At 64.3% G+C, this 24181-nt stretch carries 16 protein-coding genes; 9 read left to right on the forward strand and 7 right to left on the reverse strand.

What is annotated here, in order from left to right; all coding sequences use genetic code 11:
* Positions 1 to 193 precede the first annotated feature (193 nt).
* From CLV47_RS13795 to CLV47_RS13830, 8 genes are all read left to right on the forward strand, one after another.
* Positions 194 to 676 (forward strand): DUF3817 domain-containing protein, encoded by a 483-nt coding sequence (locus CLV47_RS13795; RefSeq protein ID WP_106349748.1) that lies wholly within the window; start codon positions 194 to 196, stop codon positions 674 to 676.
* Between the two features lie 177 nt (positions 677 to 853).
* On the forward strand, positions 854 to 1291 hold the full coding sequence (locus tag CLV47_RS13800; RefSeq protein WP_106349642.1) for a MarR family winged helix-turn-helix transcriptional regulator: 438 nt from the start codon (positions 854 to 856) through the stop codon (positions 1289 to 1291).
* Positions 1292 to 1340: 49 nt separating this feature from the next.
* A complete protein-coding gene (locus CLV47_RS13805) occupies positions 1341 to 2705 on the forward strand; it encodes an MFS transporter (protein ID WP_106349643.1) in 1365 nt (454 codons plus the stop codon).
* Between the two features lie 86 nt (positions 2706 to 2791).
* Positions 2792 to 3295 (forward strand): NUDIX domain-containing protein, encoded by a 504-nt coding sequence (locus tag CLV47_RS13810; protein ID WP_106349644.1) that lies wholly within the window; start codon positions 2792 to 2794, stop codon positions 3293 to 3295.
* 261 nt (positions 3296 to 3556) lie between these two features.
* Complete coding sequence (rplJ, locus tag CLV47_RS13815; RefSeq protein ID WP_106349645.1) at positions 3557 to 4165, forward strand: 50S ribosomal protein L10; 609 nt, start codon at positions 3557 to 3559, stop codon at positions 4163 to 4165.
* Positions 4166 to 4240: 75 nt separating this feature from the next.
* Positions 4241 to 4624, forward strand: a complete 384-nt coding sequence (gene rplL, locus CLV47_RS13820) for a 50S ribosomal protein L7/L12 (protein ID WP_106349646.1) — start codon at positions 4241 to 4243, stop codon at positions 4622 to 4624.
* A gap of 478 nt (positions 4625 to 5102) precedes the next feature.
* Complete coding sequence (gene rpoB / locus CLV47_RS13825; RefSeq protein ID WP_106349647.1) at positions 5103 to 8561, forward strand: DNA-directed RNA polymerase subunit beta; 3459 nt, start codon at positions 5103 to 5105, stop codon at positions 8559 to 8561.
* Positions 8562 to 8650: 89 nt separating this feature from the next.
* Complete coding sequence (locus CLV47_RS13830; RefSeq protein ID WP_106349648.1) at positions 8651 to 12547, forward strand: DNA-directed RNA polymerase subunit beta'; 3897 nt, start codon at positions 8651 to 8653, stop codon at positions 12545 to 12547.
* 247 nt (positions 12548 to 12794) lie between these two features.
* Here CLV47_RS13830 and CLV47_RS13835 read toward each other — a convergent pair whose 3' ends face one another.
* From CLV47_RS13835 to CLV47_RS13865, 7 genes are all read right to left on the reverse strand, one after another.
* Positions 12795 to 15011, reverse strand: coding sequence for an NADP-dependent isocitrate dehydrogenase (locus CLV47_RS13835; protein WP_106349649.1), 2217 nt, complete (start codon positions 15009 to 15011; stop codon positions 12795 to 12797).
* Positions 15012 to 15210: 199 nt separating this feature from the next.
* Complete coding sequence (locus CLV47_RS13840; RefSeq protein ID WP_106349650.1) at positions 15211 to 16566, reverse strand: MFS transporter; 1356 nt, start codon at positions 16564 to 16566, stop codon at positions 15211 to 15213.
* Positions 16567 to 16714: 148 nt separating this feature from the next.
* The gene (locus CLV47_RS13845; RefSeq protein WP_106349651.1) at positions 16715 to 17323 is read right to left on the reverse strand and encodes a GntR family transcriptional regulator; all 609 of its coding nucleotides are present in this window, start codon (positions 17321 to 17323) and stop codon (positions 16715 to 16717) included.
* Positions 17320 to 19677, reverse strand: a complete 2358-nt coding sequence (locus CLV47_RS13850) for a xanthine dehydrogenase family protein molybdopterin-binding subunit (protein ID WP_106349652.1) — start codon at positions 19675 to 19677, stop codon at positions 17320 to 17322. The genes CLV47_RS13845 and CLV47_RS13850 overlap by 4 nt, the downstream gene beginning before the upstream one ends.
* 7 nt (positions 19678 to 19684) lie before the next feature.
* Entirely contained in the window at positions 19685 to 20173 is a 489-nt protein-coding gene (locus tag CLV47_RS13855; RefSeq protein ID WP_106349653.1) for a (2Fe-2S)-binding protein, read from the reverse strand.
* Positions 20170 to 22539: a xanthine dehydrogenase family protein molybdopterin-binding subunit gene (locus tag CLV47_RS13860; protein WP_106349654.1), complete on the reverse strand. Its 2370-nt coding sequence runs from the start codon at positions 22537 to 22539 to the stop codon at positions 20170 to 20172. The genes CLV47_RS13855 and CLV47_RS13860 overlap by 4 nt, the downstream gene beginning before the upstream one ends.
* Before the next feature lie 2 nt (positions 22540 to 22541).
* The gene (locus CLV47_RS13865) at positions 22542 to 23414 is read right to left on the reverse strand and encodes an FAD binding domain-containing protein (protein ID WP_106349655.1); all 873 of its coding nucleotides are present in this window, start codon (positions 23412 to 23414) and stop codon (positions 22542 to 22544) included.
* A gap of 76 nt (positions 23415 to 23490) precedes the next feature.
* On the opposite strand from CLV47_RS13865, the gene CLV47_RS13870 reads away from it, so the two are divergent.
* Positions 23491 to 24171 (forward strand): enoyl-CoA hydratase/isomerase family protein, encoded by a 681-nt coding sequence (locus CLV47_RS13870; RefSeq protein ID WP_106349656.1) that lies wholly within the window; start codon positions 23491 to 23493, stop codon positions 24169 to 24171.
* Positions 24172 to 24181: the final 10 nt, after the last annotated feature.

The raw sequence follows: 24181 nt of genomic DNA on the forward strand, positions 1-24181 counted from the left end.
TCACCCATCCACCAGTGGTGAAGTCCCCACTCGCGAGCGTGGGAATCAACCACCCCATCACCGACGAACGACTCCAAACAGGTTGACAGGTTCCGGAACCATACATTTGTGTGCGGTCGGGAGATGCGCGGGTTGGCCAACGTCACGTCGTCGCGAGCGGCGGTACGACGTAGCCTCGGGCATGCTTGGGGACATGACTGCCGAGCCGCCCAAGCCTGCCAAGCCATTTGTCACCTTCGACCTTCGCCGAGCGGTTCCTACTTCCACCTGGGTGAAATGGTGGCGGTTCATGGCGTTCGCCGAAGCCGTGTCGTGGGCGTTGCTGCTGACGGGTATGTACTTCAAATACCTCGCCGCCGACCCGACGCCGGTGCTCGTGACGATCTTCGGGTCGGTGCACGGCGCGATCTTTGTCGCTTTCGGCATCTTGACACTCCAGTTATGGCAGCGGCTGAAGTGGACCTACCCGGTTGTGATGATGGGCTGCCTGTCAACGATTCCGCCGTTCTGTTCGGTGGTGTTCGAGCTATGGGCGCAGCGCACTGGCCGGCTGGAGCACAAGCTCGGCCAGGTCGGCGACGCTGCCCAGCACGTGGGTGGCCCCGGCGTCGACGAGACGCGCACGGTCGTGGGCGCCGGTGAGTACGCCGGCGACCAGCGCAGCGCCACTTCGTAAACCGCTCAGTACGTCGTACGCCGTATCACCGACCACGTCCATGTGACGCATGTCGGTGACCTGGGGACCACTGATGAGATCGCGAGCGTCATGTCCACCCCGAACGATGCTCCACGCTGTATGGCCCTTACGTAATTAGTTGGTAAAAACCAATCATTGTGTGCTTAAAATAGTTGTATGACGATAACTAAAACCACACCTGTTGCAGTCTGGCTCAATCTGCACGCTCTGGTGATGGACCACAAATGGTTGTCCCGGGACCTGCTGCACGACCGCACCGACGGGATGCCGTGGAGCGGATACCGCGTACTGCGACGCGTCGAGGACGATCCGAGGTCACAGGGCGAGATCGCCGACCTGATGGGCATCGACGCCCCGGCAGTGTCGGGGATCGTCGCCGATCTGCTCGCCCGCGGGTATGTCGGCCGCACGACTGATCCCGCTGATGGACGACGCAAGCTGGTCCGCATCACCGACAGCGGTCGCGAGGTGCTGGAGAATTTGCGTGGGGTCACTGACGTGGCGCCTGCGCCGGTGGCGTCATTGACCGCGCCCGAACGCCGAGAGTTGACGCGGCTGATCGACAAGATGCGCGCGGCGAGCGACCGTGGATGATGCCGCGCTGAGCCGTAGGCGTCGGCTCGGGGTGCTGGCAATCTGTTGTATGAGCCTGTTCATCGTCGGAATTGACTCCACTGGAGTCAATCTTGCCCTGCCGTCGATCAACCGCGAGCTCGGTGCCAGCGGTTCGCAGTTGCAATGGGTCGTCGACGCCTACACGCTCATCCTGGCCAGTCTGCTGATGTTGTCCGGCTCGATGGGTGACCGGCTCGGTCGCAAGCGCGTCTTCCAGGTCGGCCTGGTCGTCTTCGGCGTGGGCTCGATCTGCTGTTCGCTTGCGGTGGACCCAGGCTTCCTGATCGGCGCGCGCGGCCTGCAGGCGATTGGTGGCTCGATGTTGAACCCGATCGCAATGTCCATCATCACTAATACATTTCGCGATCCACGCGAGCGTGCTCAGGCGATCGGCATGTGGGGCGGAGTGATCGGACTGAGTATGGCGCTCGGGCCCGTCATAGGTGGCGCGCTTGTCGAGGGGATTGGATGGCGGGCAATCTTCTGGTTGAACGTTCCGGTGGTCGCGGCGGCCGTCATACTCGCCGGGCTGTTCGTGCCCGAGTCGCGGGCTGCACTGGCACGCCGCCCCGATCCGGTCGCCCAGGTGCTCGTCGTGGTGATGCTGGGGAGCGTGACCTACGCGATCATTGAAGGCGAGTCGCTGGGCTGGACGTCGTTCACTGTGCTCGGTTGCTTCGTGGCATCGGTGGTTGCGACCGGCGCCCTCGTCGGCTGGGAGCTACGGCGAGACCAGCCCCTGCTCGACCCGCGCTTCTTCCGCAGCATTCCGTTCAGCGGCGCGGTGCTCGCGGCCATCGTCGGATTCTGCGCTATGGCCGGCTTCCTCTTCCTGAACACGTTGTATTTGCAGGAGGTGCGGGCCTTGTCTGCGTTGCAGGCCGGGTTGATGACGTTGCCGATGGCCCTGTCCGTCGCGGTGTTCGGTCCGGTGTCCGGCCGGGTCGTCGGGGATCGCGGAGCGCGTCTGCCGATGACGATCGCGGGCATCGGCATCGGGTTGAGCGCCGTCCTGCTGATGTCCCTCTCGAACCACACGAGCCTGCTCTATCTCGGCATTGCCTACCTCTTCTTCGGCATCGGTTTCGGAATGTTGAACGCGCCGATCACCAATGCCGCGGTGTCCGGCATGCCGCGCGCCCAGGCCGGTGTGGCTGCGGCGATCGCGTCGACCAGCAGGCAGGTCGGCGGTTCGCTCGGTGTCGCGGTGCTGCCGGCGATTGCCTACGGTCGGCTGGACGGCTCGATGGCACGCGGGTTCGCGGCAGCCACCCACCCTGCTTGGGGAGTGATGCTCGGCTGCGCCATCCTGCTGGTGGTGTTGGCCTTCGCGGTCACCGGGGGAGTCGCGCTCCGCTCAGGTGAACGCGTCGCGGCCGAGCTGGTGCAGTGAGTCGTGCATCGTCATCGTCTGTGCGATGTCGGATGGCCAGTCCCCGCGATCGGTGAGACTGCATCGCTCGTGAGATCGTGTGAGGCATGTCTGACCCGACCGATCCGCCCCGCCGTGACCACCATCGACCTTTCGGTCCGCGCGATCCAGGAGACGCGTGGGTGAGCGGAGCCCAGGGGCGGTTCTGGGGTCGGTACGGCGCCGCGGGGCTGATGGTTCACGACCCGCGCCGGGGCATCCTGCTGCAGCATCGCGCCGAGTGGAGCGACCGCGGCGGCACCTGGGGTCTGCCGGGTGGCGCACTGCACATGGGGGAGCAGGCCGTAGACGGTGCACTGCGCGAGGCGCACGAAGAAGCCGGCGTGCCGGCCGACGCGGTATGCGTGCAGTTCACCTCGACGTACGACGTGGGCTACTGGTCCTATACGACGGTGGGAGTCCGAGCGACCCGGCCGTTCGAACCGGTAGCCGGCGACGCCGAGAGCATCGAGCTTCGCTGGGTACCGCTCGAGCAGGTCGATCAATTGCCGCTGCATCCGGGCTTCGGGGCCGCATGGCCGGCGTTGCGGGCGAAACTCGCCACCGAGTGATGGACGTCGCCGGATATTGCGTTGCCGGTGGCGCGCGGGTGCCGTAACCTAGTCAAGGTTCTACCAAAGACCGCTGGTCTTCGTCGTGCTCCGGTACGCCGAAATAAGGTCCCACCAACATGGGCGACCCGCGCAGGGAGACGGTTCTGCATTGCCGAGACCACAGCGTCTCGCTCATGTTGCCCCGTGCGCTCTGCGCCGGGGTTCTCTTGTTTTCCGGGCACTTTTCACCACCAGCCCGACGTACAAGAGAGGAGGAACATGGCAAACCAAGAGAAGGTCGACGCTGTCGACAAGATCGCCAAGAGCTTGGAAGATTCCTCAGCCGCGGTGCTCACCAACTACCGCGGCCTGAAGGTCTCGGAGATGCACGCTCTGCGCCGCGTCCTGGGTGCCGAGACGACGTACACCGTCGTCAAGAACACGCTGACGAGGCGCGCAGTAGCGAAGGCTGGCCTGGACGAGCTCACCGAGCATCTGCAGGGCCCGACCGCGATCGCGTTCATCAAGGGCGACGCCGCTGTCGCCGCAAAGGGGCTTCGTGATTTCGCGAAGGACAACCCGCTGCTGGAGATCAAGGCGGGTGTCTTCGAAGGCCGCGCCGTTTCCGCCGACGAAGTTAAGCAGATCGCGGATCTCGAACCGCGTGAGGTCCTGTTGGCGAAGCTTGCAGGCGCGATGAAGGGCAACCTGACGAAGGCTGTCGGCACGTTCGCCGCACCGCTTTCGCAGTTCGCTCGGCTCGCCGAGGCGCTCAAGGCAAAGAAGCCGGCCGATGTGGCCGCTCCCGCCGAAGCCGCCGCGGATGCGCCCGCACCGGCCGCCGAAGTACCGAGCACCGAAGAATCCACCGAGGCCAGCGAGAGCTAGTCCCGGGTAATACCAGTCGCTGCGGCGACGCCCATGAACCCACGCCCACGCGGCGTAACTGAAAGGAAAGCCACCATGGCGAAACTGTCGTCTGAAGACCTGCTTGCGCAGTTCGAAGAAATGACCCTGCTCGAGCTCTCGGACTTCGTGAAGGCGTTCGAAGAGAAGTTCGACGTGACCGCTGCTGCTCCGGTCGCCGTTGCCGCTGCCGGCGGCGGCGCTGCCGCTGCTCCTGCCGAGGAAGAGAAGGACGAGTTCGACGTCATCCTCGAGTCGGCTGGCGACAAGAAGATCCAGGTCATCAAGGAGGTGCGCACCCTCACCAGCCTCGGCCTCAAGGAAGCCAAGGATCTCGTTGACGGCGCGCCGAAGCCTGTCCTTGAGAAGGCCAACAAGGAGACCGCTGACAGTGCCAAGGAAGCCCTCGAGGCTGCCGGCGCGACGGTCACCGTCAAGTAGCACCGCTTCACCGCTTTAACGCGCACAGGGCGTCCCGGCTTCGGCCGGGACGCCCTGTCGTCGTACGTCGTGCCACGCCGGTCCTGCGGTCGTCCGGCTGCGGAATCGGTCCAGCCAGGTAACGACTACGGCGAGTCGCTTGACGAAATCCCGGCGGCGGGGCAGGCTGCTACCCAACAACCCTCACCGAGGCCAGTTGGCTCGGTGGAAGCAAGATGCACGAGTTGTCCGCACGGATCGGCTCGCAGGCACCGTTCACCTGGAGGCCTCGCCGCTGTGTTGCATGACTCAGGCGTCCCCCCCGGCAGGGGACTGGACAGTCTGCCCTAAATAGGGCTAGACTTCATCTTTGCGCTGCCTCCCTATTCGGCTCCCGTTTGACACGGGTTACTTGCTATGAGATTTCCCGGCGTGAATCGGGCCAAAAGGGACCAGCGCGGCCCACTATTGCAGACGCAAGTCCTCGGAAGGACCCATCTTGGCAGGCTCCCGCCCCGAATCGACCACCGTCCGCTCGTCTTCCGCAATTGGCGCAAATGGCCAGCCCATTCCTGGGGCTCCTAAGCGCGTCTCGTTCGCGAAAATCCGCGAACCCCTTGCGGTACCAGACTTGCTTGCGCTTCAGACGTCCAGCTTTGACTGGCTCGTCGGCAACGAGGCATGGCAGGCGCGGACGAGCGATGACCCAACCGCACGAAGCGGTCTTGACGAGATCCTCGGAGAGATCTCACCGATTGAAGACTTCTCCGACTCCATGTCTTTGTCGTTCTCCAACCCTCGGTTCGAGGACGTCAAAGCCTCGCTCGACGAGTGCAAAGACAAGGACATGACCTACAGCGCGCCGCTGTTCGTCACCGCAGAGTTCATGAACAACACCACCGGCGAAATCAAGAGCCAGACGGTGTTCATGGGCGACTTCCCGATCATGACCCCGATCGGCACGTTCGTCATCAACGGCACCGAGCGCGTCGTCGTGTCGCAGCTCGTACGTTCGCCGGGTGTCTACTTCGACCGGTCGCTCGACAAGGCAACCGACAAAGACGTCTATGGCGCGAAGGTCATCCCGAGCCGCGGTGCGTGGCTTGAGTTTGATGTAGACAAGCGCGACACCGTCGGCGTACGTATCGACCGCAAGCGTCGCCAGCCGGTCACCGTGCTGCTCAAGGCGCTCGGCTGGACCGAAGAGCGGATCCGCGAACGGTTCTCCTGGTCTGAGACGATGCTCGCGACGCTCGAAAAGGACCACATCGCTTCGGAGGACGAGGCGCTGCTGGACATCTACCGCAAGCTGCGCCCGGGCGAGCCACCGACACGCGACTCGGCAAAGACGCTGCTGTCCAACCTGTTCTTCAACCCCAAGCGTTACGACCTCGCGAAGGTCGGTCGCTACAAGATCAACAAGAAGCTCGAGCTTGACCTGCCGACGACCGACAGCGTTCTCACCGAAGAGGACATCGTCGCCGCGATCGAATACATCGTTCACCTGCACGCTGGGGACGACGATTACGACGTCGACGACATCGACCACTTCGGCAACCGCCGGCTGCGCACCGTGGGCGAGCTGATCCAGAACCAGATCCGGGTCGGCCTCTCGCGCATGGAGCGCGTGGTTCGCGAACGCATGACGACGCAGGACGTCGAGGCGATCACTCCGCAGACCCTGATCAACATCCGCCCCGTGGTGGCCTCGATCAAGGAATTCTTCGGCACCAGCCAGCTTTCGCAGTTTATGGACCAGACCAACCCGCTCGCGGGTCTGACCCACAAGCGCCGTCTGTCGGCGTTGGGCCCAGGCGGTCTGTCTCGTGAACGCGCAGGCATGGAAGTGCGCGACGTGCACCCCTCGCACTACGGCCGCATGTGCCCGATCGAGACTCCGGAAGGGCCTAACATCGGTCTGATCGGATCGCTCGCGTCGTTCGCGCGGGTTAACCCGTTCGGGTTCATCGAATCGCCGTACCGCAAGGTCACCAAGGGCGTCGTCACCGACAAGGTCGACTACCTGACTGCGGATGAAGAAGATCGCCATGTCATCGCGCAGGCGAACGCTCTCCTCGACGAGAAGGGCCACTTCTCCGAGGAACGCGTGCTTGTGCGGACCAAGGGCGGGGAGACCGTCGAGGTCGAGCCGGACGCCGTCGACTACATGGACGTTTCGCCGCGCCAGATGAACTCCGTCGCCACCGCGATGATCCCGTTCCTCGAGCACGACGACGCCAACCGCGCGCTCATGGGCGCCAACATGCAGCGTCAGTCCGTCCCGCTGTTGCGTAGCGAGGCGCCGCTGGTCGGCACCGGCATGGAACTTCGTGCCGCCGTCGACGCCGGCGATGTCCTCACCACGACCAAGTCCGGTGTGATCGAGGACGTGGCAGCCGACTACATCACGATCATGGCGGACGACGGCACTCGTCAGACGCTCGCGCTGCACAAGTTCACTCGCTCCAACCAGGGCACCTGCATCAACCAGAAGGTGCTCGTCTCGGAAGGCCAGCGGGTCGAAGCGGGACAGGTCATCGCCGACGGTCCGTGCACCGACAAGGGTGAGCTCGCGCTCGGTCGCAACCTGCTCGTGGCGTTCATGCCATGGGAAGGACACAACTACGAGGACGCGATCATCCTGTCGCAACGCCTCGTGCGTGACGACGTGCTCTCTTCGATTCACATCGAGGAGTTCGAGGTCGATGCCCGCGACACCAAGCTCGGTGCCGAGGAAATCACTCGCGACATCCCCAATGTCTCCGAAGAAGCACTGGCCAACCTCGACGAACGCGGGATCATCCGCATCGGCGCCGAGGTTATCGCCGGCGACATCCTCGTCGGCAAGGTCACGCCTAAGGGCGAGACCGAGCTGACCCCGGAAGAGCGCCTGCTGCGCGCGATCTTCGGTGAAAAGGCGCGCGAAGTGCGCGACACCTCGCTCAAGGTCAAGCACGGCGAGTCGGGCAAGGTCATCGGCGTACGCGTGTTCTCGCGCGAAGACGGCGACGAGCTGGCCCCGGGCGTCAACGAGCTCATCCGGGTGTACGTCGCTCAGATGCGCAAGATCACCGACGGTGACAAGCTGGCCGGTCGACACGGCAACAAGGGCGTTATCTCCAAGATTCTGCCTGAGGAAGATATGCCGTTCCTGCCGGACGGTACGCCGGTCGACATCGTGCTCAACCCGCTCGGCGTGCCATCGCGCATGAACGTCGGACAGGTTCTCGAGACGCACCTTGGCTGGATCGCGAAGCAAGGCTGGAAGGTCGAGGGCACCCCCGACTGGGCGGCCGAGCTGCCTGAGCAGGCCCGCGAGTCCGAGCCGGACACCAACACCGCGACGCCGATTTTCGACGGTGCGGCGGAGAAGGAAGTCATCGGGCTGCTCGGCTCGACGACGCCTAACCGCGATGGTGAGCGGATGGTCAAGGAGACCGGCAAGGCGCGGCTGTTCGATGGTCGTTCGGGTGAACCGTTCCCGGCGCCGATCGCGGTCGGTTACATCTACATCCTCAAGCTCTCGCACCTCGTGGATGACAAGATCCACGCGCGTTCGACCGGTCCGTACTCGATGATCACCCAGCAGCCGCTCGGTGGTAAGGCGCAGTTCGGTGGTCAGCGCTTCGGTGAGATGGAGTGCTGGGCGATGCAGGCGTACGGCGCGGCGTACGCGTTGCGCGAGCTGCTCACGATCAAGTCCGACGATATCTTCGGCCGCGTCAAGGTCTACGAGTCGATCGTCAAGGGCGAGAACATTCCCGAGCCCGGTATCCCCGAGTCGTTCAAGGTGCTGCTGAAGGAACTTCAGTCGCTGTGCCTCAACGTCGAGGTGCTCTCCTCGGATGGTCAAGCAATTGAGCTACGTGACAGTGACGACGAAGTTTCGCGCGCCGCTGAAGAGCTTGGAATCGATCTTTCTCGGCGCGAGCCGAGCAGCGTCGATCTCGACGGCTAGTCATGTTGACGGCGGCGTACCACGATGGTCTGCCATTCGGTACGCCGCCAGACCAGCCTTAATACCTGCTAAAAGAGGGACTGACATACGTGTTCGACGTAAACGTCTTCGATGAGTTGCGCATCAGCCTCGCGACGGCCCAGGACATCCGCACCTGGTCGTACGGCGAAGTGAAGAAGCCTGAAACCATCAACTACCGCACGCTGCGTCCGGAAAAGGACGGCCTGTTCTGCGAGAAGATCTTCGGACCTACTCGCGACTGGGAATGCTACTGCGGCAAATACAAGCGTGTCCGCTTCAAGGGCATCATCTGCGAACGCTGCGGCGTCGAGGTCACTCGCGCCAAGGTACGGCGCGAGCGCATGGGTCACATCGAGCTCGCCGCTCCTGTGACGCACATCTGGTACTTCAAGGGCGTTCCTAGCCGCCTGGGCTACCTGCTCGACATCGCTCCGAAGGATCTGGAAAAGATCATCTACTTCGCGGCATACCTGATCACCACGGTCGACTCGGACGCTCGTCATCGCGACATGTCGACGATCGACGCGGAGATCGCGGCTGAGAAGAAGCAGCTGGAAAACAAGCGCGACTCCGATGTGGATACTCGCGCCAAGAAGCTCGAGACCGACCTGGGCGAGCTCGAGGCCGAGGGCGCCAAGGCCGACGTACGCCGCAAGGTGCGCGACGGTGGCGAGCGCGAAATGCGCCAGATCCGGGACCGTGCACAGCGCGAGATCGACCGTCTGGACGAGGTCATCGACACCTTCCGCAAGCTCGCCGTTGGTCAACTGATCATTGACGAGATGCTCTACCGGGAGCTGCACGACCGCTTCGGGGAGTACTTCGAGGGCGGCATGGGTGCCGCGGCGCTGCAGAAGCTGCTCGCCGACTTCGACCTCGCCGCGGAGTCCGAGAAGCTGCGCGAGATCATTCGCGACGGCAAGGGTCAGAAGAAGATCCGCGCGCTCAAGCGGCTCAAGGTTGTCGCGCATTTCCAGAACACCAAGAACTCGCCTGCGGGCATGGTGCTGGACTGCGTGCCGGTCGTCCCGCCGGAGCTGCGCCCGATGGTGCAGCTTGACGGTGGCCGTTTCGCGACGTCCGACCTCAACGACCTGTACCGCCGCGTGATCAACCGCAACAACCGTCTGAAGCGGTTGCTTGACCTCGGGGCCCCCGAGATCATCATCAACAACGAGAAGCGCATGCTTCAGGAGTCCGTGGACGCGTTGTTCGACAACGGTCGTCGCGGCCGTCCGGTCACCGGTCCGGGCAACCGTCCGCTGAAGTCGCTGTCCGATCTACTCAAGGGCAAGCAGGGCCGGTTCCGTCAGAACCTGCTCGGCAAGCGCGTGGACTACTCCGGCCGTTCGGTCATCGTCGTCGGCCCGAAGCTCAAGCTGCACCAGTGCGGCCTGCCTAAGCTGATGGCGCTCGAGCTGTTCAAGCCGTTCGTCATGAAGCGCCTGGTCGACCTGCAGCACGCGCAAAACATCAAGTCCGCCAAGCGGATGGTCGAGCGCGCCCGGCCGCAGGTGTGGGACGTCCTCGAAGAGGTCATCTCCGAACACCCGGTCATGCTTAACCGCGCACCTACCCTGCACCGGTTGGGTATCCAGGCGTTCGAGCCGCAGCTGGTCGAGGGCAAGGCCATCCAGATCCACCCGCTCGTCTGCACCGCGTTCAACGCGGACTTCGACGGTGACCAGATGGCGGTCCACCTGCCACTGTCGTCCGAGGCGCAGGCCGAGGCCCGGATCCTGATGCTCTCGAGCAACAACATCCTGTCGCCTGCATCCGGCCGTCCGATCACGGCGCCGACGCAGGACATGATCATCGGCCTGTACCACCTGACCAACGTGGTTGAAGGCGGCGCCGGTGAGGGCGATGTCTACTCGTCGTACGCCGAGGCCATCATGGCCTACGACCGCGGCAAGCTCGCGCTCAACGCGAAGTGCCGGATGCGTCTGAAGGACGTGCCGACGGTCGACAACGGCAAGGACGAGAAATGGGAAGCACCCGAAGGCTGGGTCCCCGGTGAGCCATTGCTGCTGGAGACGACGCTGGGCCGGGTGATCTTCAACGAGACGATGCCGGCGGACTACCGCTACGTCAACTACATGGTCTCCAAGAAGGAGCTCGGCGCGATCGTCAACGATCTCGCGGAGCGCTACCCGAAGGTCCAGGTCGCGGCTTCCCTTGACGACCTCAAGGAGAAGGGCTTCCACTGGGCGACTCGCGCGGGCGTCACGATCGCGATCGACGACGTCTCCACGCCGCCGAGCAAGCCCGAGATCCTGTCTCGTTACGAGGCGGACGCGGTCAAGATCGAGAAGCAGTACCAGCGCGGCGTGATCACGTCGGACGAGCGTCGCCAGGAGCTCATCGAGGTCTGGACGAAGGCAACCGAAGAGGTCGCCAAGGCGACCGAGGCCAACTTCACCAAGGAGAATCCGGTCTTCATGATGGTCAACTCTGGCGCCCGCGGCAACATGCTGCAGCTGCGTCAGATCGCCGGCATGCGTGGCCTGGTGGCCAACCCGAAGGGCGAGATCATCCCGCGGCCGATCAAGGCGTCGTACCGCGAAGGCCTGACGGTGCTCGAGTTCTTCATCGCGACGCACGGTGCCCGCAAGGGTCTTGCCGATACGGCGCTGCGTACGGCGGACTCCGGCTACCTGACTCGTCGCCTGGTCGACGTTTCGCAGGATGTCATCATCCGCGAGGAAGACTGCGGCACCGAGCGTGGCGTGGCTATGCCGATCGCGACCGAGGAAAACGGCGTACTGGTCAAGGATGAGCATGCCGAGACCTCGTCGTACGCCCGCCAGCTGGCCGAAGATGCGGTCGACGGCAAGGGCAAGGTTGTCGCCAGCAAGGGCGATGACCTCGGCGACACGCTGATCGACACGCTGATCGAGGCCGGCCTGACTGAGGTCCGGGTGCGGTGCGTCCTGACCTGCGAGTCGGCTGTCGGCACCTGTGCCGCCTGCTACGGGCGGTCGCTGGCCACCGGTAAGACCGTGGACGTCGGTGAGGCCGTCGGCATTATCGCCGCGCAGTCCATCGGTGAGCCTGGCACGCAGCTGACGATGCGTACCTTCCACACCGGTGGCATCGCCGGCGACGACATCACGCACGGTCTGCCGCGCGTGGTGGAGCTGTTCGAAGCCCGCGTTCCCAAAGGCAAGGCGCCCATCGCCGAGACCGCCGGCCGGATTCGGATCGAGGAGCAGGACAAACTGCGTTCGATCACGATCATTCCGGACGACGGCAGCGACGAGGTCGTCTACGAGAAGCTCTCCAAGCGCATCCGGTTGCGCGTCGCCGAGGGCGACCACGTCGAGATCGGTCAGCAGATGACCGAGGGCGCCGTGGATCCGCACGAAGTGCTGCGCATCATGGGCCCGCGCGAGGTGCAGCTGCACCTCGTCCGTGAGGTCCAGGAGGTCTACCGCAGCCAGGGTGTGCAGATCCACGACAAGCACATCGAAGTGATCGTTCGCCAGATGCTCAAGCGCATCACCGTCATCGAGTCCGGCTCCACGGAGTTCCTGCCGGGATCGTTGCCGGAAAACGCGCACTTCATCGCGGAGAACCGTCGCGTCGTCCAAGAGGGCGGCGAGCCGGCCTCGGGTCGTCCGGTGCTCATGGGCATCACCAAGGCGTCGCTTGCCACCGAGTCGTGGCTGTCGGCCGCGTCGTTCCAGGAGACCACTCGGGTGCTCACCGATGCGGCAATTCAGGCTAAGAGCGACTCGCTCGTCGGCCTGAAGGAAAACGTCATCATCGGCAAGCTCATCCCGGCCGGCACCGGTATCGCGCGTTACCGCAACGTCAAGATCGAGCCGACCGAGGAAGCCCGCGCCGCGGTCTACTCGATGGCCTCGTACGACGATGGCTCCTACTACGACGACAGTGTCTTCGGGCAGGGCAGTGGCCAGGCGGTCCCGCTGGACACGTTCGACTACGGCGACTACCGCTAGTCAGTCAGTAAAAAGGCCCGGCTCCCCGCAAGGGGAGCCGGGCCTTTTGGTTTTGCACGTGCCGAACGTCCGTTTACGGTCACCTTTCAAGCGGGCTGACCACGGGCAGCATCGCTGGGGTGAGCTGCCGCGGCCGCCCCGCCCACATCTGTGCCGTTGTGCATCACAGCTCGACGCTGACTACTGCTAATCGCTACAAATGCGCCGCCGTGCAGAAGCGCGCCGGATCGCCCAGGGCGACCGCGAGCTAGTCGGTCAGGCTGGCGAGGACCTTGTTGAGCGTCGCGGACGGACGCATGATGGCCTCGGCCTTGGCGTCGTCCGGGCGGTAGTAACCGCCGAGATCGGCAGGCGAGCCCTGTACGCCGAGCAGCTCGGCGTTGATCGCTTCTTCGTTACCCGCCAGGCCCTGCGCCACTTCGGTGAACGCGGCGGCCAGGTCCGCGTCTTCGGTCTGGGCCGCGAGTTCCTGCGCCCAGTACAGCGCGAGGTAGTAGTGGCTGCCACGGTTGTCGATCTCGCCGGACTTGCGGCTTGGGGACTTGTTCTCGTCCAGGAACGTGCCGGTGGCGCGGTCCAGAGTGTCGGCGAGAATTTGCGCCCGGGCGTTGTTCGTCGTGGTCGCCATGTGCTCGAAGCTGGAAGCCAGCGCCAGGAACTCACCAAGGCTGTCCCAGCGGAGATGGTTTTCCTTCATCAGCTGCTGGACGTGCTTGGGCGCCGAGCCACCGGCGCCGGTCTCGAACAACCCGCCGCCGTTGATCAGCGGCACGATCGAGAGCATTTTGGCGCTCGTGCCAAGCTCGAGGATCGGGAACAGGTCGGTGTTGTAGTCACGCAGCACGTTACCGGTGACCGAGATGGTGTCTTCGCCCTTGCGGATTCGCTCGAGCGAGAATGCGGTCGCCTCAACGGGGGACATGATCTCGATCTGCAGCCCATCGGTGTCGTGCTCGGTCAGGTACTGCTTGACCTTGGCGATCAGGTTGGTGTCGTGCTCGCGAGTCGGGTCCAGCCAGAAGACCGCAGGGGTGTTCGAGGCGCGCGCGCGGGTGACGGCGAGCTTGACCCAGTCGCGAATCGGCACGTCCTTGGCCTGACAGGCGCGCCAGATGTCGCCGGGCTCGACTTGGTGCTCGATGAGCACGTCACCGGAACCGTTGACAAGCTGTACGACGCCGCGGGCGTCGAGCACGAAGGTCTTGTCGTGGCTGCCGTACTCCTCGGCCGCCTGCGCCATGAGGCCGACGTTGGACACCGAGCCCATGGTGGTCGGGTCGTACGCGCCGTTGGCGCGGCAATCGTCTATGACGGTCTGGTAGACCCCGGCGTAGGAGCTATCCGGGATCACGGCCAGCGTGTCGGCCTCGTCGCCGTCCGGGCCCCACATGTGGCCGGAGGTGCGGATCATGGCCGGCATCGAGGCATCGACGATAACGTCGCTTGGCACGTGCAGGTTGGTGATGCCCTTGTCGGAGTCGACCATCGCGAGTGCCGGACCGTTGGCGATACCTTTATCGATCGCGGCCTTGATCTCGGCACCGTTGGGAAGCGCGTCGAGGCCGGCGAGGATCGAGCCCAGACCGTCGCTCGGGGAGAGACCGGCCGCGGCCAGATCGTCGCCGTACTGGCTGAAGACCTCGGGCAGGAACGCCTTGACGACATGTCCGAAGATGATCGGGTCGGACACCTTCATCATCGTGGCTTTGAGGTGGATCGAGAACAGTACGCCGTCGGCCTTCGCGCGGGCGACCTGTGCCTCAAGGAACTTGTCTAGCGCGGCGGCGCGCATTACGGTGCCGTCGACGACCTCGTCGGCCAGGACCGGGAACGAGTCCTTGAGGACGGTCGTGGTGCCGTCCTCGCCCACGAACTGGATCTTGACCGAGTCATCGGCCGAGATGACGACCGACTTCTCGTTGTGGCGGAAGTCGTCGCTGTCCATGCTGGCGACGTTGGTCTTGGAGTCAGCGCTCCACGCGCCCATCGAGTGCGGGTGGGTGCGTGCGTAGTTCTTCACGGAGGCAGGCGCCCGCCGGTCGGAGTTGCCCTCGCGTAGCACCGGGTTGACGGCGCTGCCCTTGACCTTGTCGTAGCGGGCCCGGACGTCCTTCTCCTCGTCGGTGGCCGGCGACTCCGGGTAGTCCGGAAGTGCGTATCCCTGGCTCTGGAGCTCCTTGATCGCGGCTTTCAGCTGGGGGACCGAGGCGCTGATGTTGGGGAGCTTGATGATGTTGGCTTCCGGCTTCTTCGCCAGGTCGCCGAGTTCTGCGAGTGCGTCCTCGATGCGCTGCTCGGCTGGGAGCCGGTCGCCGAACTGGGCGATGATGCGTCCGGCCAATGAGATGTCCCGAGTTTCGACCTCGACGCCGGCGGTCGAGGCGTAGGCCTCGATCACGGGCAGGAACGAGTAGGTCGCCAGCATCGGCGCTTCGTCGGTGTGGGTGTAGATGATCTTGGCCATCGGCGTGGTGTCTCCTAGAAACGGTTCGCGGGTTGGTGCGTTGCGTCTTATCGTCCCGCTGTAGATAGACGGGACTCAAGAGTCCAGACTATCGTCCGCGCGCCGTACCGCTTCGGCCTACCGAACATCTCACAACGTCATGCGATGTGGTTGGGATGCCGACAACATCGCATGACCTCCCGCTGCCCATCGGGTGCCGTCAGTGGATCAGCCGGCCCTTGGTCTCGGGCGTCAGGAACAGCATGATGGTCGTCACGATCACGAGCAGGCCGCCGGCGATCGCAAACGTGCCGACGTACCCGAAGAACGGGAAGAGCAGGCTACCGAACGCCACCGGCACCAGCGCCGAGACGATCCGGCTGGCGCTCGAGGCCCAGCCAAACCCGGAGGCGCGTAACTCGGTGGGGTAGAGCTCGGAGCAATAGCAGTAGATCGCCGGTATGCAGAATTCGATCACGATGCCGAAGGCCAGGATCCAGAACTTCGCCGGTCCGGGCGACTCGATGAAGATCGCGAACAAGATGATCGAGAGCGTGGTCAGGACGGCCGACCCGAAGATCACCTTCTTGCGGCCAAACCAGTCGACGAGGTACGCCGACACGAGTACGCCGATGATGCCCACGGCAGTGACGCCGGTGGTGACCATGAACGCGACGTACTCGCTGTACTTCGTATCGCGCAAGATCGACGGCAGCCAGATCAGCGCCCCGTAGTAGACGAACAGCACCGAGGAGAAGAGCGCCCATGAGATGAAGGTGACCTTCCAGTCGAACTTCCACAGGTGCCCGACGCGGTTGAGGATGCTCTTGATCGACAACGGCGCTGCCGGCTCCGGCTCGCCCATGACGTATTCGTGGGCCTCGGCACCGGTACGACGCACGAGGTTGTCGATGATCTCACGAGCTTCGGCCTCGCGGCCGCGCCGCAACAGGTACATCGGCGACTCGGGGATCCCACGGCGTACCCACACGACCAACAGCGCCGGCAGGACCATGAACAGCAGCAGGAGACGCCAGTTGCTGACACCCTGTGCGGCGAGGAACGCCGCGACGAGCCCGCAGATTGTGGCGCCGATCGGCCACCACGCGTCCATCGCGGTCAGCGCCCGGCCACGCACCTTGCTCGGAGTGAACTCGCCGACGATCGCGTAGTCAACCGGGATGCAGCCGCCCAGCCCGACGCCCGCCAGGAAGCGCAGAACGATGAACACTTCGTAGTTGGGTGAGCCGGCGCTGAGCACCGATAGCGCCGCGAATATCAGCAGCGAGTAGGTGAAGACCTTCTTGCGACCGATGATGTCGGCGATGCCGCCGAGCAGAATCGCGCCGATCGCCATGCCGATGAGGTTGGTCGTGCCGAGCCAGCCGAGCTGTGCCGCGCTGAGCCCCCAGTCCGCCTTCAGCAGCGGGAAGAGGAACGCGTTGAGGATGACGTCCCAGGCGTCGAACATGAAGCCGAGACCGCCGATGATGAAGATCTTCCCCTGGACGCCCCACCTCCAGGGGAGGTTCTGAACAATCTCGGCGCCGGTGCGCGTGGGTGCAGTCGTCGTCATTTGGTGCTTCCTCCAGGGTCCTGACCGATCATCGACGTCGAGCCGTTAGCGGGATCACACCCATCAGGTATACCAAGTGATATACCAAATGAGCAACAGGTAAACGCGAGAATGTTGCTTGACCGAGACCTGTGGCCGGGTGCGTCAGCTATTCCTGGTCGATTGCGGCGCCAAGGATGTGCACGCGCAGCAGGCTCCCGATCGTGTCTTTATCCCTGGCCCGCAGGGCTTTGAGGATCTTGGCGTGCTGTCTGGCGGACTCGCGGTGGCTGCGTACGACGTGCGGCCCGTCGCCCAATGCGTTCCACAGCAACCGGATGAATGACATCAACATCGGGCTGCGGGCAGCGCCGCAGATGCCGAAATGGAACTGTTGGTTGAGGTCCCGGTACTCGTCGTTGATCTCGCCGAGCTCCCGCATCTTCTTGTCGATCCGGGCCAACTCGTCGATCTGCGTATCGGTGATCGACTCGCAGGCAAGCTCGGCCGCGAGCGATTCGAGCGCCGCGCGAATCGCGAAGTTCTCGTTCCACAGACCGGCGCTGGCCTCCACGACGGTGGAGCCCTTATGCGGGTCGTTGACGACGATTCCTTCGGACTCGAGTCGTCGAAGTGCCTCCCGCACAGGCGTCTGGCTGACCCCGAACTGGATAGCGAGATCCCGTTGCCGAAGGGCCGCGGATGATCTGATCTCGCCCGAGATGATCATTTCGCGCAGCTTCGCGGTGACCATGTCGGCTTTCGAGGTATAGATCATCGGCGGTCCTTGGCGTGTCTATTGAGGTAGCGGGCGACGTACGCCGGAGTGATCGGCAGTTTGATGATATCGACTGCTGCCGGATCGCCGTTGCATAAGGCATCACGTACGCCGCTGGCAAGACAGCCGCCTGCCGCGGTGAGCCCGCCTTCGCCCGCACCGCGTACGCCGAGGGGGTTGGTCGAGGCGGGGAAGTTCGCGCTGATCAACAGTTCCATGTCCGGAATCTCGCAGGCCGTCGGCATCAAGTAGTCCATGAACGTCGTCGACTGGGGCTGGCCGGCCTCGTCGTACGTGAACTCCTCCAGGAGCGAACCGCCGATGCCCTGCGCAATACCGCCGCGCAACTGCCCCTCGATCATCATCGGGTTAACCGCCACGCCGATCTCGTAAGCGACGAGGTAGCGGCGTACCTCCACTTGTCCGGTTTCCGGGTGAATCTCGACTAGGCAGACGTGGGTGCCGTACGGGTAGGTCATGTGGTCGACGGTGAACCGATGACGCACTCGGATCCCGGACGGCTCGTCTTCGTGTAAGTAAATCGATCCTGGCATGCTGGCGGCAACAATCTCGGCAAATGTCTTGCGCTGATTGGGATCCAGCCGACTCTGCACGGTCGAACCGTTGATGACGAGCTCATCCGGAGTATGACCGAGCATTCGTCCGGCGAGCTCGATGAGGCGGGCCGCGACCTTCTTGCATGCCTGGTGGACAGCGCTGCCGGTAACCACGGTCGAGCGGCTGGCCCACGAACCGGTGCCAAACGGTTGCTCTGCGGTGTCGCCGTTTATGACGTCGATCTGGTCCATGCCAACCGGAAGCACGTCGGCGGCGACCTGCGCGAGCGCGGTCTCGATGCCTTGACCGAGCGAAGTGCCTCCGGAGTAGACGCGGACACGGCCGCGGCGGGTGATCTCCACATCGGCCGTGTCGTTGGGTCCGAGGCCACTCTTCTCAAGGAACGTAGCGATACCTAGGCCCATCACGCGCCCTTCGCTGCGGCCGCGGCGTACTTCGTCCTGCCAGCCGAGCTCGGACGCCCGGTCGAGCGTCTTGTTGAACAGCTCGAGAAAGTCGCCCTCGTCGAGAATCACGTCGGTGCCGAGTGTGCTCATCGGTCGTTCGTGGGGCATCTCGTGCGCGGTGAGCAGATTGCGGCGACGGAATTCGACCCGATCGATGCCGACTTCTGCTGCCGCCTTGTCGAATAGCTGCTCACGGCTCGACGTACCTTCGAATCGGCCCGGCGCACGGTAGGTGCCGCATGGTGTCTTGTTAGATAGCGCGACCCGCACATGGCCGTCGTACGCCGGGATTCGGTACGGCCCAGGCAACATCGCGATGGTCAGCTCGGGGACGATGATGCCGTGCGTGCGCGCATAGGCGCCGTTGTCGTGGATGACGTCGGCCTTCAGCCCCAGGATCGTGCCGTCCTTGGCCATTGCGACAGAGAGCTTGTGGCGCTGTTGGCGAGAGTGGTTGACCGCGACGAGGTGTTCGGCGCGGTCCTCGGCCCAGCTGACCGGACGCTTTGCGCGTCGTGCGAGCCACGGGATCAGAAAGTCCTCAGGGTAGAACTCGCCGCGGACGCCGAATCCGCCGCCGGCATCGACTGCGTGCATGTGGATCTTCTGCTCGTCGAGCTCGAGCATGTCGCTGAGTACGCGTCGGTTGAAGACCGGCACCTTGGTGCTGCCGAAGATCTCCAGGGTGTCCAGCGCGACGGGATCGACGACAAGCGTGCGCGGTTCCATCGGTACGGCGGAGTGCCGGCCGATATCGAACGTCAGCTCGGTGACATGGTGCGCCGCGGTGAACGCGTCGGCGACCGCTCCGAATCCCATCGAGAAGTCCGCCGCGATGGTGACGTCGGCGCCGTCGTCCACGGCCGTGGTGTCGAGCGTGACGGGAAGCTCGTCGATCTCTACGACGACCAGTTCGGCGGCATCCTCTGCGACGTAGGCATCTTCGGCTAGTACGACGGCAACCGGCTCTCCGACATAGCGCACTTCGTCAAACGCCAGCACCGGTTGGAGGTAGTCGTCGAGGTCGACCTCTTGCACTTGAATCCGCACCGGGATACGCGGCATATCCGGCAGATCTTGCGCGGTCACGACGTCGACGACGCCGGGCAGTGCCTTCGCCTCGGCGATGTCAATGTTGATGATGCGCCCGTGCGCGACCCCCGAGCGGATCACGCGCGCGTGCGTCATCCGTGGCCGCTGCATGTCATGCCCGAAATTGCCGGCCCCGCTGAGCAGCCGTTGGTCTTCCTTGCGTGCGGCGCGGCTGCCGACCACCGTCTCGGGTAGTGAAGCGGTGGGGACCTTGGCGGCGGCCGGGGCGGTAGTCATGGACGTGTCATTTGGCACGGGCGGCTGCCCTGCTTCCGGCGACCTCGGTGACCGCGTCGACGATTCCTTGGTAGCCAGTACACCGGCACAGGTTGGAAGCGACCACTTCGCGGACGTCTTCGCGGTTGGGCACCGGGCTGCTGGCCAGATAGGACTCGGCAAGCATCAGGAATCCGGGGGTGCAGAAGCCGCACTGTAGGCCGTGATGTTTTGAGAATGCCTGCTGCAGATCGGAAAGCTCGTCGCCATTGGCGAGGTCCTCGACGGTACGCACGGAACGGTCGTCGGCCTGTACGCCGAACACGAGGCATGAGCGCACCGGTTCGCCGTCAAGCAGCACGGTGCACGCGCCGCAGATGCCGTGTTCGCACCCCAAATGGGTGCCGGTAAGTCCGAGGTCTTGGCGCAGCATGTCGGCAAGGGTGCGCCGTGACTCGATGACGAGTTCGTGCTTCGTGCCGTTGACCTCGACGGTGATCAGGTGAAGGTCTTTCATGAGGCGGCCCTTTCGATTGCATCGTTATCGTTGGCACCGAGTGCGCGGACGATATCCGGAGGCAGCACGGGCAGTCGGTCAAACTGCGTGCCGGTAAAGCGGAGTGCGTCGTTGACGGCCGACAGCACCGCGGATGGTGCGCCGATCGCGCCACCCTCGCCCATACCCTTGGCGCCGAGCTCGTTGGCGGCATTAGGCGTCTCAAGGTGATGGATGGTGACCGGTGGTATCTCGCAAGCCGTGGGGATGAGGTAGTCCATCAACGTGGCGGTTAGCGGCTGACCGTCGGCGTCGTACTCCAGATGTTCGTAGAGTGCGGCCGCGATGCCTTGTGCGACGCCGCCGCGTACCTGTCCCTCGACGATAAGCGGGTTGACCACAACGCCGCAGTCCTCGACGACGAGGTAGTCCACGACGTGTGCCTCTCCGGTGCTCTTGTCGATGCGCACTAGAGCCGCGTGGGTGGCGTTGGAGAAACACCCGTCCGGATCGCTTTCACCACGGGCTTCGAGTAGCTGCTCGGGCTGTTCGGTGAATTCGTGTGCCCGGAAGTGCACCCGCGAGGCCAAGTCGCTCAGTGATATCGACACGGAATCGATCGAGGCTTTGCCGTCTGCGAGCCGGATGTCACGCGGATCGGCTTCGAGGAGCTCGGCGGCGACTCGCTTGAGATTGTCTGCGAGTACGCCGGCCGCGTTGCGCGCTGCCATACCGCCGATGACCAGAGACCGGCTGGCGAAGGTGCCCCAGCCGTAACTGGTCAGGTCGGTATCGCCCTGACGAAGATGTACGTGGGCGGGGTCGATGCCGAGTTTGTCGGCGACGACCTGAGCGAACGTCGTCTCGTGTCCCTGCCCGTGCCCGCAGGTCCCCGTTGTCACCGTGACGTGGCCGCTCGGGTCCATTTTGATGTGCGACACGTCGTACCCCGGCGTCATCCCCATCTTGCGCGCGCCCATAGTTGGCGTGCCGTAGGCCGACCGCTCGGAGAAGCAGGCGATGCCGATGCCATAAAGACTGTCGCTGTCGGTGTCGTTGCCATCAGTGGCGCGTTGCCGCCAGCCTGCGCTTTCGACTTCCTTGGCGCACAGGTCGAGTGACTCGGCGTACGAACCGAGCTCGTAGGTGAGCGCGTTCGGCCCGGTGTAAGGGAAGTCTTCGTAGCGGATGAGGTTTCGACGACGAATGTCGATGGGGTCGATTCCCAGGCGGACGGCGGCCTTGTCCATCAGTCGCTCCATGACCATCACGATCTGCGGGCGAGAGACACCGCGGTACGGCGCGGTCGGCGATTTGTTGGTCGCGTAGCCGCGGCCGCGGGCGGCGTACCGGCCGACCTTGTAGACGCCGGGTAGCTCGCTGCACGCCATCAGCGGTTCGACGCCGCACGTGAACGGGTACACCGAGTACGCCCCGATATCGCAACGGATATCTGCGCTGATCGCGGTCAGTATGCCGTCCTCGGTGAAGCCGGCGCGCACCGCATAGTGCTGCTCGTGTCCGGTGAAGGAGGCCATCAGACTGTCCCGACGGTCTTCGCTCCAGCGCACGGTGCGACCGAGCTTGCGCGCCGCAGCGGCGGTCGCGATCTCCTCCCGTCCGGTAACGCACTTGACGCCGAACCCGCCACCCACGTCTGGCGCGATCACCCGCACCGCGCCCTCCGCCATGCCGAGCGACTGGGCGATCGCGCTGCGCATCTGATGCGGCACCTGAGTGGACGTGTGCACGACGAGCTGGCCGCTGCGATCGTCGACTTCCGCCAACGCCGCGCGACATTCCATGGGAGAGGCGTGCACTCGCGCCGCGCTGAACTGTTCGGTGAGGGCCAGGAATGAGCCGTCAATCGTCGGCTCGACCTGATCGTCGACGTACATCCGCAGGTCCACGAGCGTGCCGTCCGGCGCATCGTCGTGCACGCCGCCGGAACTCGCTGCCTTAAGATCCATCACCGCGGGAGTCTGGTCGATCTCGACGATCACCGACTCGGCACCGTCCTCGGCGCTGTATGCGCTATCGGCGACGACGATGGCAATCGGCTCGCCGCAGTAGCGCACTCGGTCATGCGCGAGAATCGGCATTTCAGTGGCGATGAACCCGTCGCGCTCGAGTACCGCGATCAAGCCATCCGCGCCAAGGTTCTTAGCGGTAAAGACCGCGACAACGCCTGGCACGTCGGCGGTCTGCGACGTGTCGATGGACGTGATTGTGCCGGCGGCGACCGATGAGCGGACGAACGACGCGTGTAGGGCGCGGCTGGGCATGATGTCGTCGGTGAACCGGCCCCGGCCGCGCAGCATCCGGGCATCTTCGTGCCGCGGCCGGCGCTGACCGACCCAAGTGAACGGAGTCTGGTCGCTGGCCATGCCTAAGCCGCCTCGGTCGGCACGGCGCCCGCATCGGCGAAGGCCTGGCGGATCATGCTGCCCACCAGATGCCGGCGGTAGTCGGAGCCGCCGTGCAGGTCGGCCGGAGGATTGACCATCGCCTGGGCGGCGGTCGCGACTGCCTGCGCCGTGTCGGCGCCCGGCGGTCGACCGTTCGCGACCGCGTCGAGTTCGGGGCTGCGGAACGGTTCGCTGCCGACACCGCCGAGAACGACCGTGGTGTTTGCGCACCCGCCATCGGTGACGTCGAATGCGACCGCCGCGGAGGCAATCGCGAAATCGCCCTTGCGCTGCGCGAACTCGGCGAGTGCCGAATACGTTCGCGGATTGGTGAAGCGGATTTCGACGACGACCTCGTCGTACTCCGCGCTGGTGGTGAGAAATCCGGTGAACCACTCGGCGCTACCCACCTCACGCTTTCCACGCGGGCTTTCGGTGACGATCGTGGCATCGAAGAGTCGAGCTAGCAGGCACCACTCGGCCGACGGGTCGGAATGCGCGATGCTGCCGCCGACCGTGCCGCGGGTGCGGATGGGGAAGTGGCCGATGTGATGCGCGGCCTTCGGCAGTACCGCGAAGCCGTCGAGAATGTCTGCAGACGTGGAAGTCTCGACGGTGCGGTGCCTGGTTAGTGCGCCGATGGTGAGTGCCGCACCGTCGCGGCGGATGTAGTCCAGGTCGCTGACCCGGTTGATATCGATCAGGGCGCTAGGCCGCGCCAGACGGAAGTTCATCATCGGCGCGAGGCTTTGACCGCCCGCAAGGATCTTCGCCTCGTCGCCCAGTTCGCTGAGCAGCTGCACTGCTTCTTGGGCACTGAAGACCCGATGATATTCGAACGCGGCCGGTTTCATATCGCGATCCTCCAGAACTCTGGGCGGTTGAATTTGGTATACCATACGTCCACCGACGAAAGCGAGAGGTGACCCCATGACGCTTGCCCAGGTCGATGAGTGGAACGGCGCGACGCGAGTCCGCTTTGACGACGCCGGTCGGCGCAATTCACTCGCGCTCGACACGGTCGAGCAGTTGCGTGAGATTCTGGTTCGAGACAGCGACCGAGTGCTCGTGCTAGGCAGCACCGCAAAGATCGTGTTCTCGGCCGGCGCGGACATCACCGTTGACGATGCAACTCGCGCCAAGATCAGCGACCTGCTTTACGAATGCTACGAACTGATGGTTTCGCGTCGCGGATTGGTCGTTGCCGTTGTCGAGGGGTCCGCCGTAGGTGGAGGATCGCAGTTGGCGTCGGCCGCCGATATTCGGGTGCTAGGCGCTCGGGCCCGCTTCAAGTGGGTGGGTGCGGGACACGGGCTGGTGGTCGGTGCATGGATCTTGCCGAGCCTTCTCGGCCGGTCCACCGCCCTCGACTTAGCCATGTGCTCGGACTGGGTTGAGGCTGACGACGCCGTGCGAATCGGGCTGGCCAGCGCCGTACAGCGCGATCCTTGGGCGCACACCGAGTCGTTGCTTAAGCGGTTTGCCGGGCTCGATCCGCAAGCGGTAGCGGGATTTAAGAACCTCGCCAACTCGCCAGATCTGCTGCAGCGGCTCGCCGCCGAGCGCCGTACCAACGCGACCTGGGGCGGCCAGGCACCCGCCAAGCCCTAGCGCCCTCGAG

It is taken from the genome of Antricoccus suffuscus, assembly GCF_003003235.1.
Lineage (GTDB): Bacteria > Actinomycetota > Actinomycetes > Mycobacteriales > Antricoccaceae > Antricoccus > Antricoccus suffuscus.

What these genes read in the sequence shown, in the direction of transcription:
- CLV47_RS13845 (WP_106349651.1), bottom strand. Translation starts at nt 17,323, where the DNA reads ATGATCTATACCTCGAAAGCCGACATGGTCACCGCGAAGCTGCGCGAA.
- CLV47_RS13870 (WP_106349656.1), top strand. Translation starts at nt 23,491, where the DNA reads ATGACGCTTGCCCAGGTCGATGAGTGGAACGGCGCGACGCGAGTCCGC.
- CLV47_RS13840 (WP_106349650.1), bottom strand. Translation starts at nt 16,566, where the DNA reads ATGACGACGACTGCACCCACGCGCACCGGCGCCGAGATTGTTCAGAAC.
- CLV47_RS13860 (WP_106349654.1), bottom strand. Translation starts at nt 22,539, where the DNA reads ATGGCCAGCGACCAGACTCCGTTCACTTGGGTCGGTCAGCGCCGGCCG.
- rplJ (WP_106349645.1), top strand. Translation starts at nt 3,557, where the DNA reads ATGGCAAACCAAGAGAAGGTCGACGCTGTCGACAAGATCGCCAAGAGC.
- CLV47_RS13810 (WP_106349644.1), top strand. Translation starts at nt 2,792, where the DNA reads ATGTCTGACCCGACCGATCCGCCCCGCCGTGACCACCATCGACCTTTC.
- CLV47_RS13800 (WP_106349642.1), top strand. Translation starts at nt 854, where the DNA reads ATGACGATAACTAAAACCACACCTGTTGCAGTCTGGCTCAATCTGCAC.
- rplL (WP_106349646.1), top strand. Translation starts at nt 4,241, where the DNA reads ATGGCGAAACTGTCGTCTGAAGACCTGCTTGCGCAGTTCGAAGAAATG.
- CLV47_RS13855 (WP_106349653.1), bottom strand. Translation starts at nt 20,173, where the DNA reads ATGAAAGACCTTCACCTGATCACCGTCGAGGTCAACGGCACGAAGCAC.
- CLV47_RS13795 (WP_106349748.1), top strand. Translation starts at nt 194, where the DNA reads ATGACTGCCGAGCCGCCCAAGCCTGCCAAGCCATTTGTCACCTTCGAC.
- CLV47_RS13805 (WP_106349643.1), top strand. Translation starts at nt 1,341, where the DNA reads ATGAGCCTGTTCATCGTCGGAATTGACTCCACTGGAGTCAATCTTGCC.
- CLV47_RS13865 (WP_106349655.1), bottom strand. Translation starts at nt 23,414, where the DNA reads ATGAAACCGGCCGCGTTCGAATATCATCGGGTCTTCAGTGCCCAAGAA.
- CLV47_RS13835 (WP_106349649.1), bottom strand. Translation starts at nt 15,011, where the DNA reads ATGGCCAAGATCATCTACACCCACACCGACGAAGCGCCGATGCTGGCG.
- CLV47_RS13850 (WP_106349652.1), bottom strand. Translation starts at nt 19,677, where the DNA reads ATGACTACCGCCCCGGCCGCCGCCAAGGTCCCCACCGCTTCACTACCC.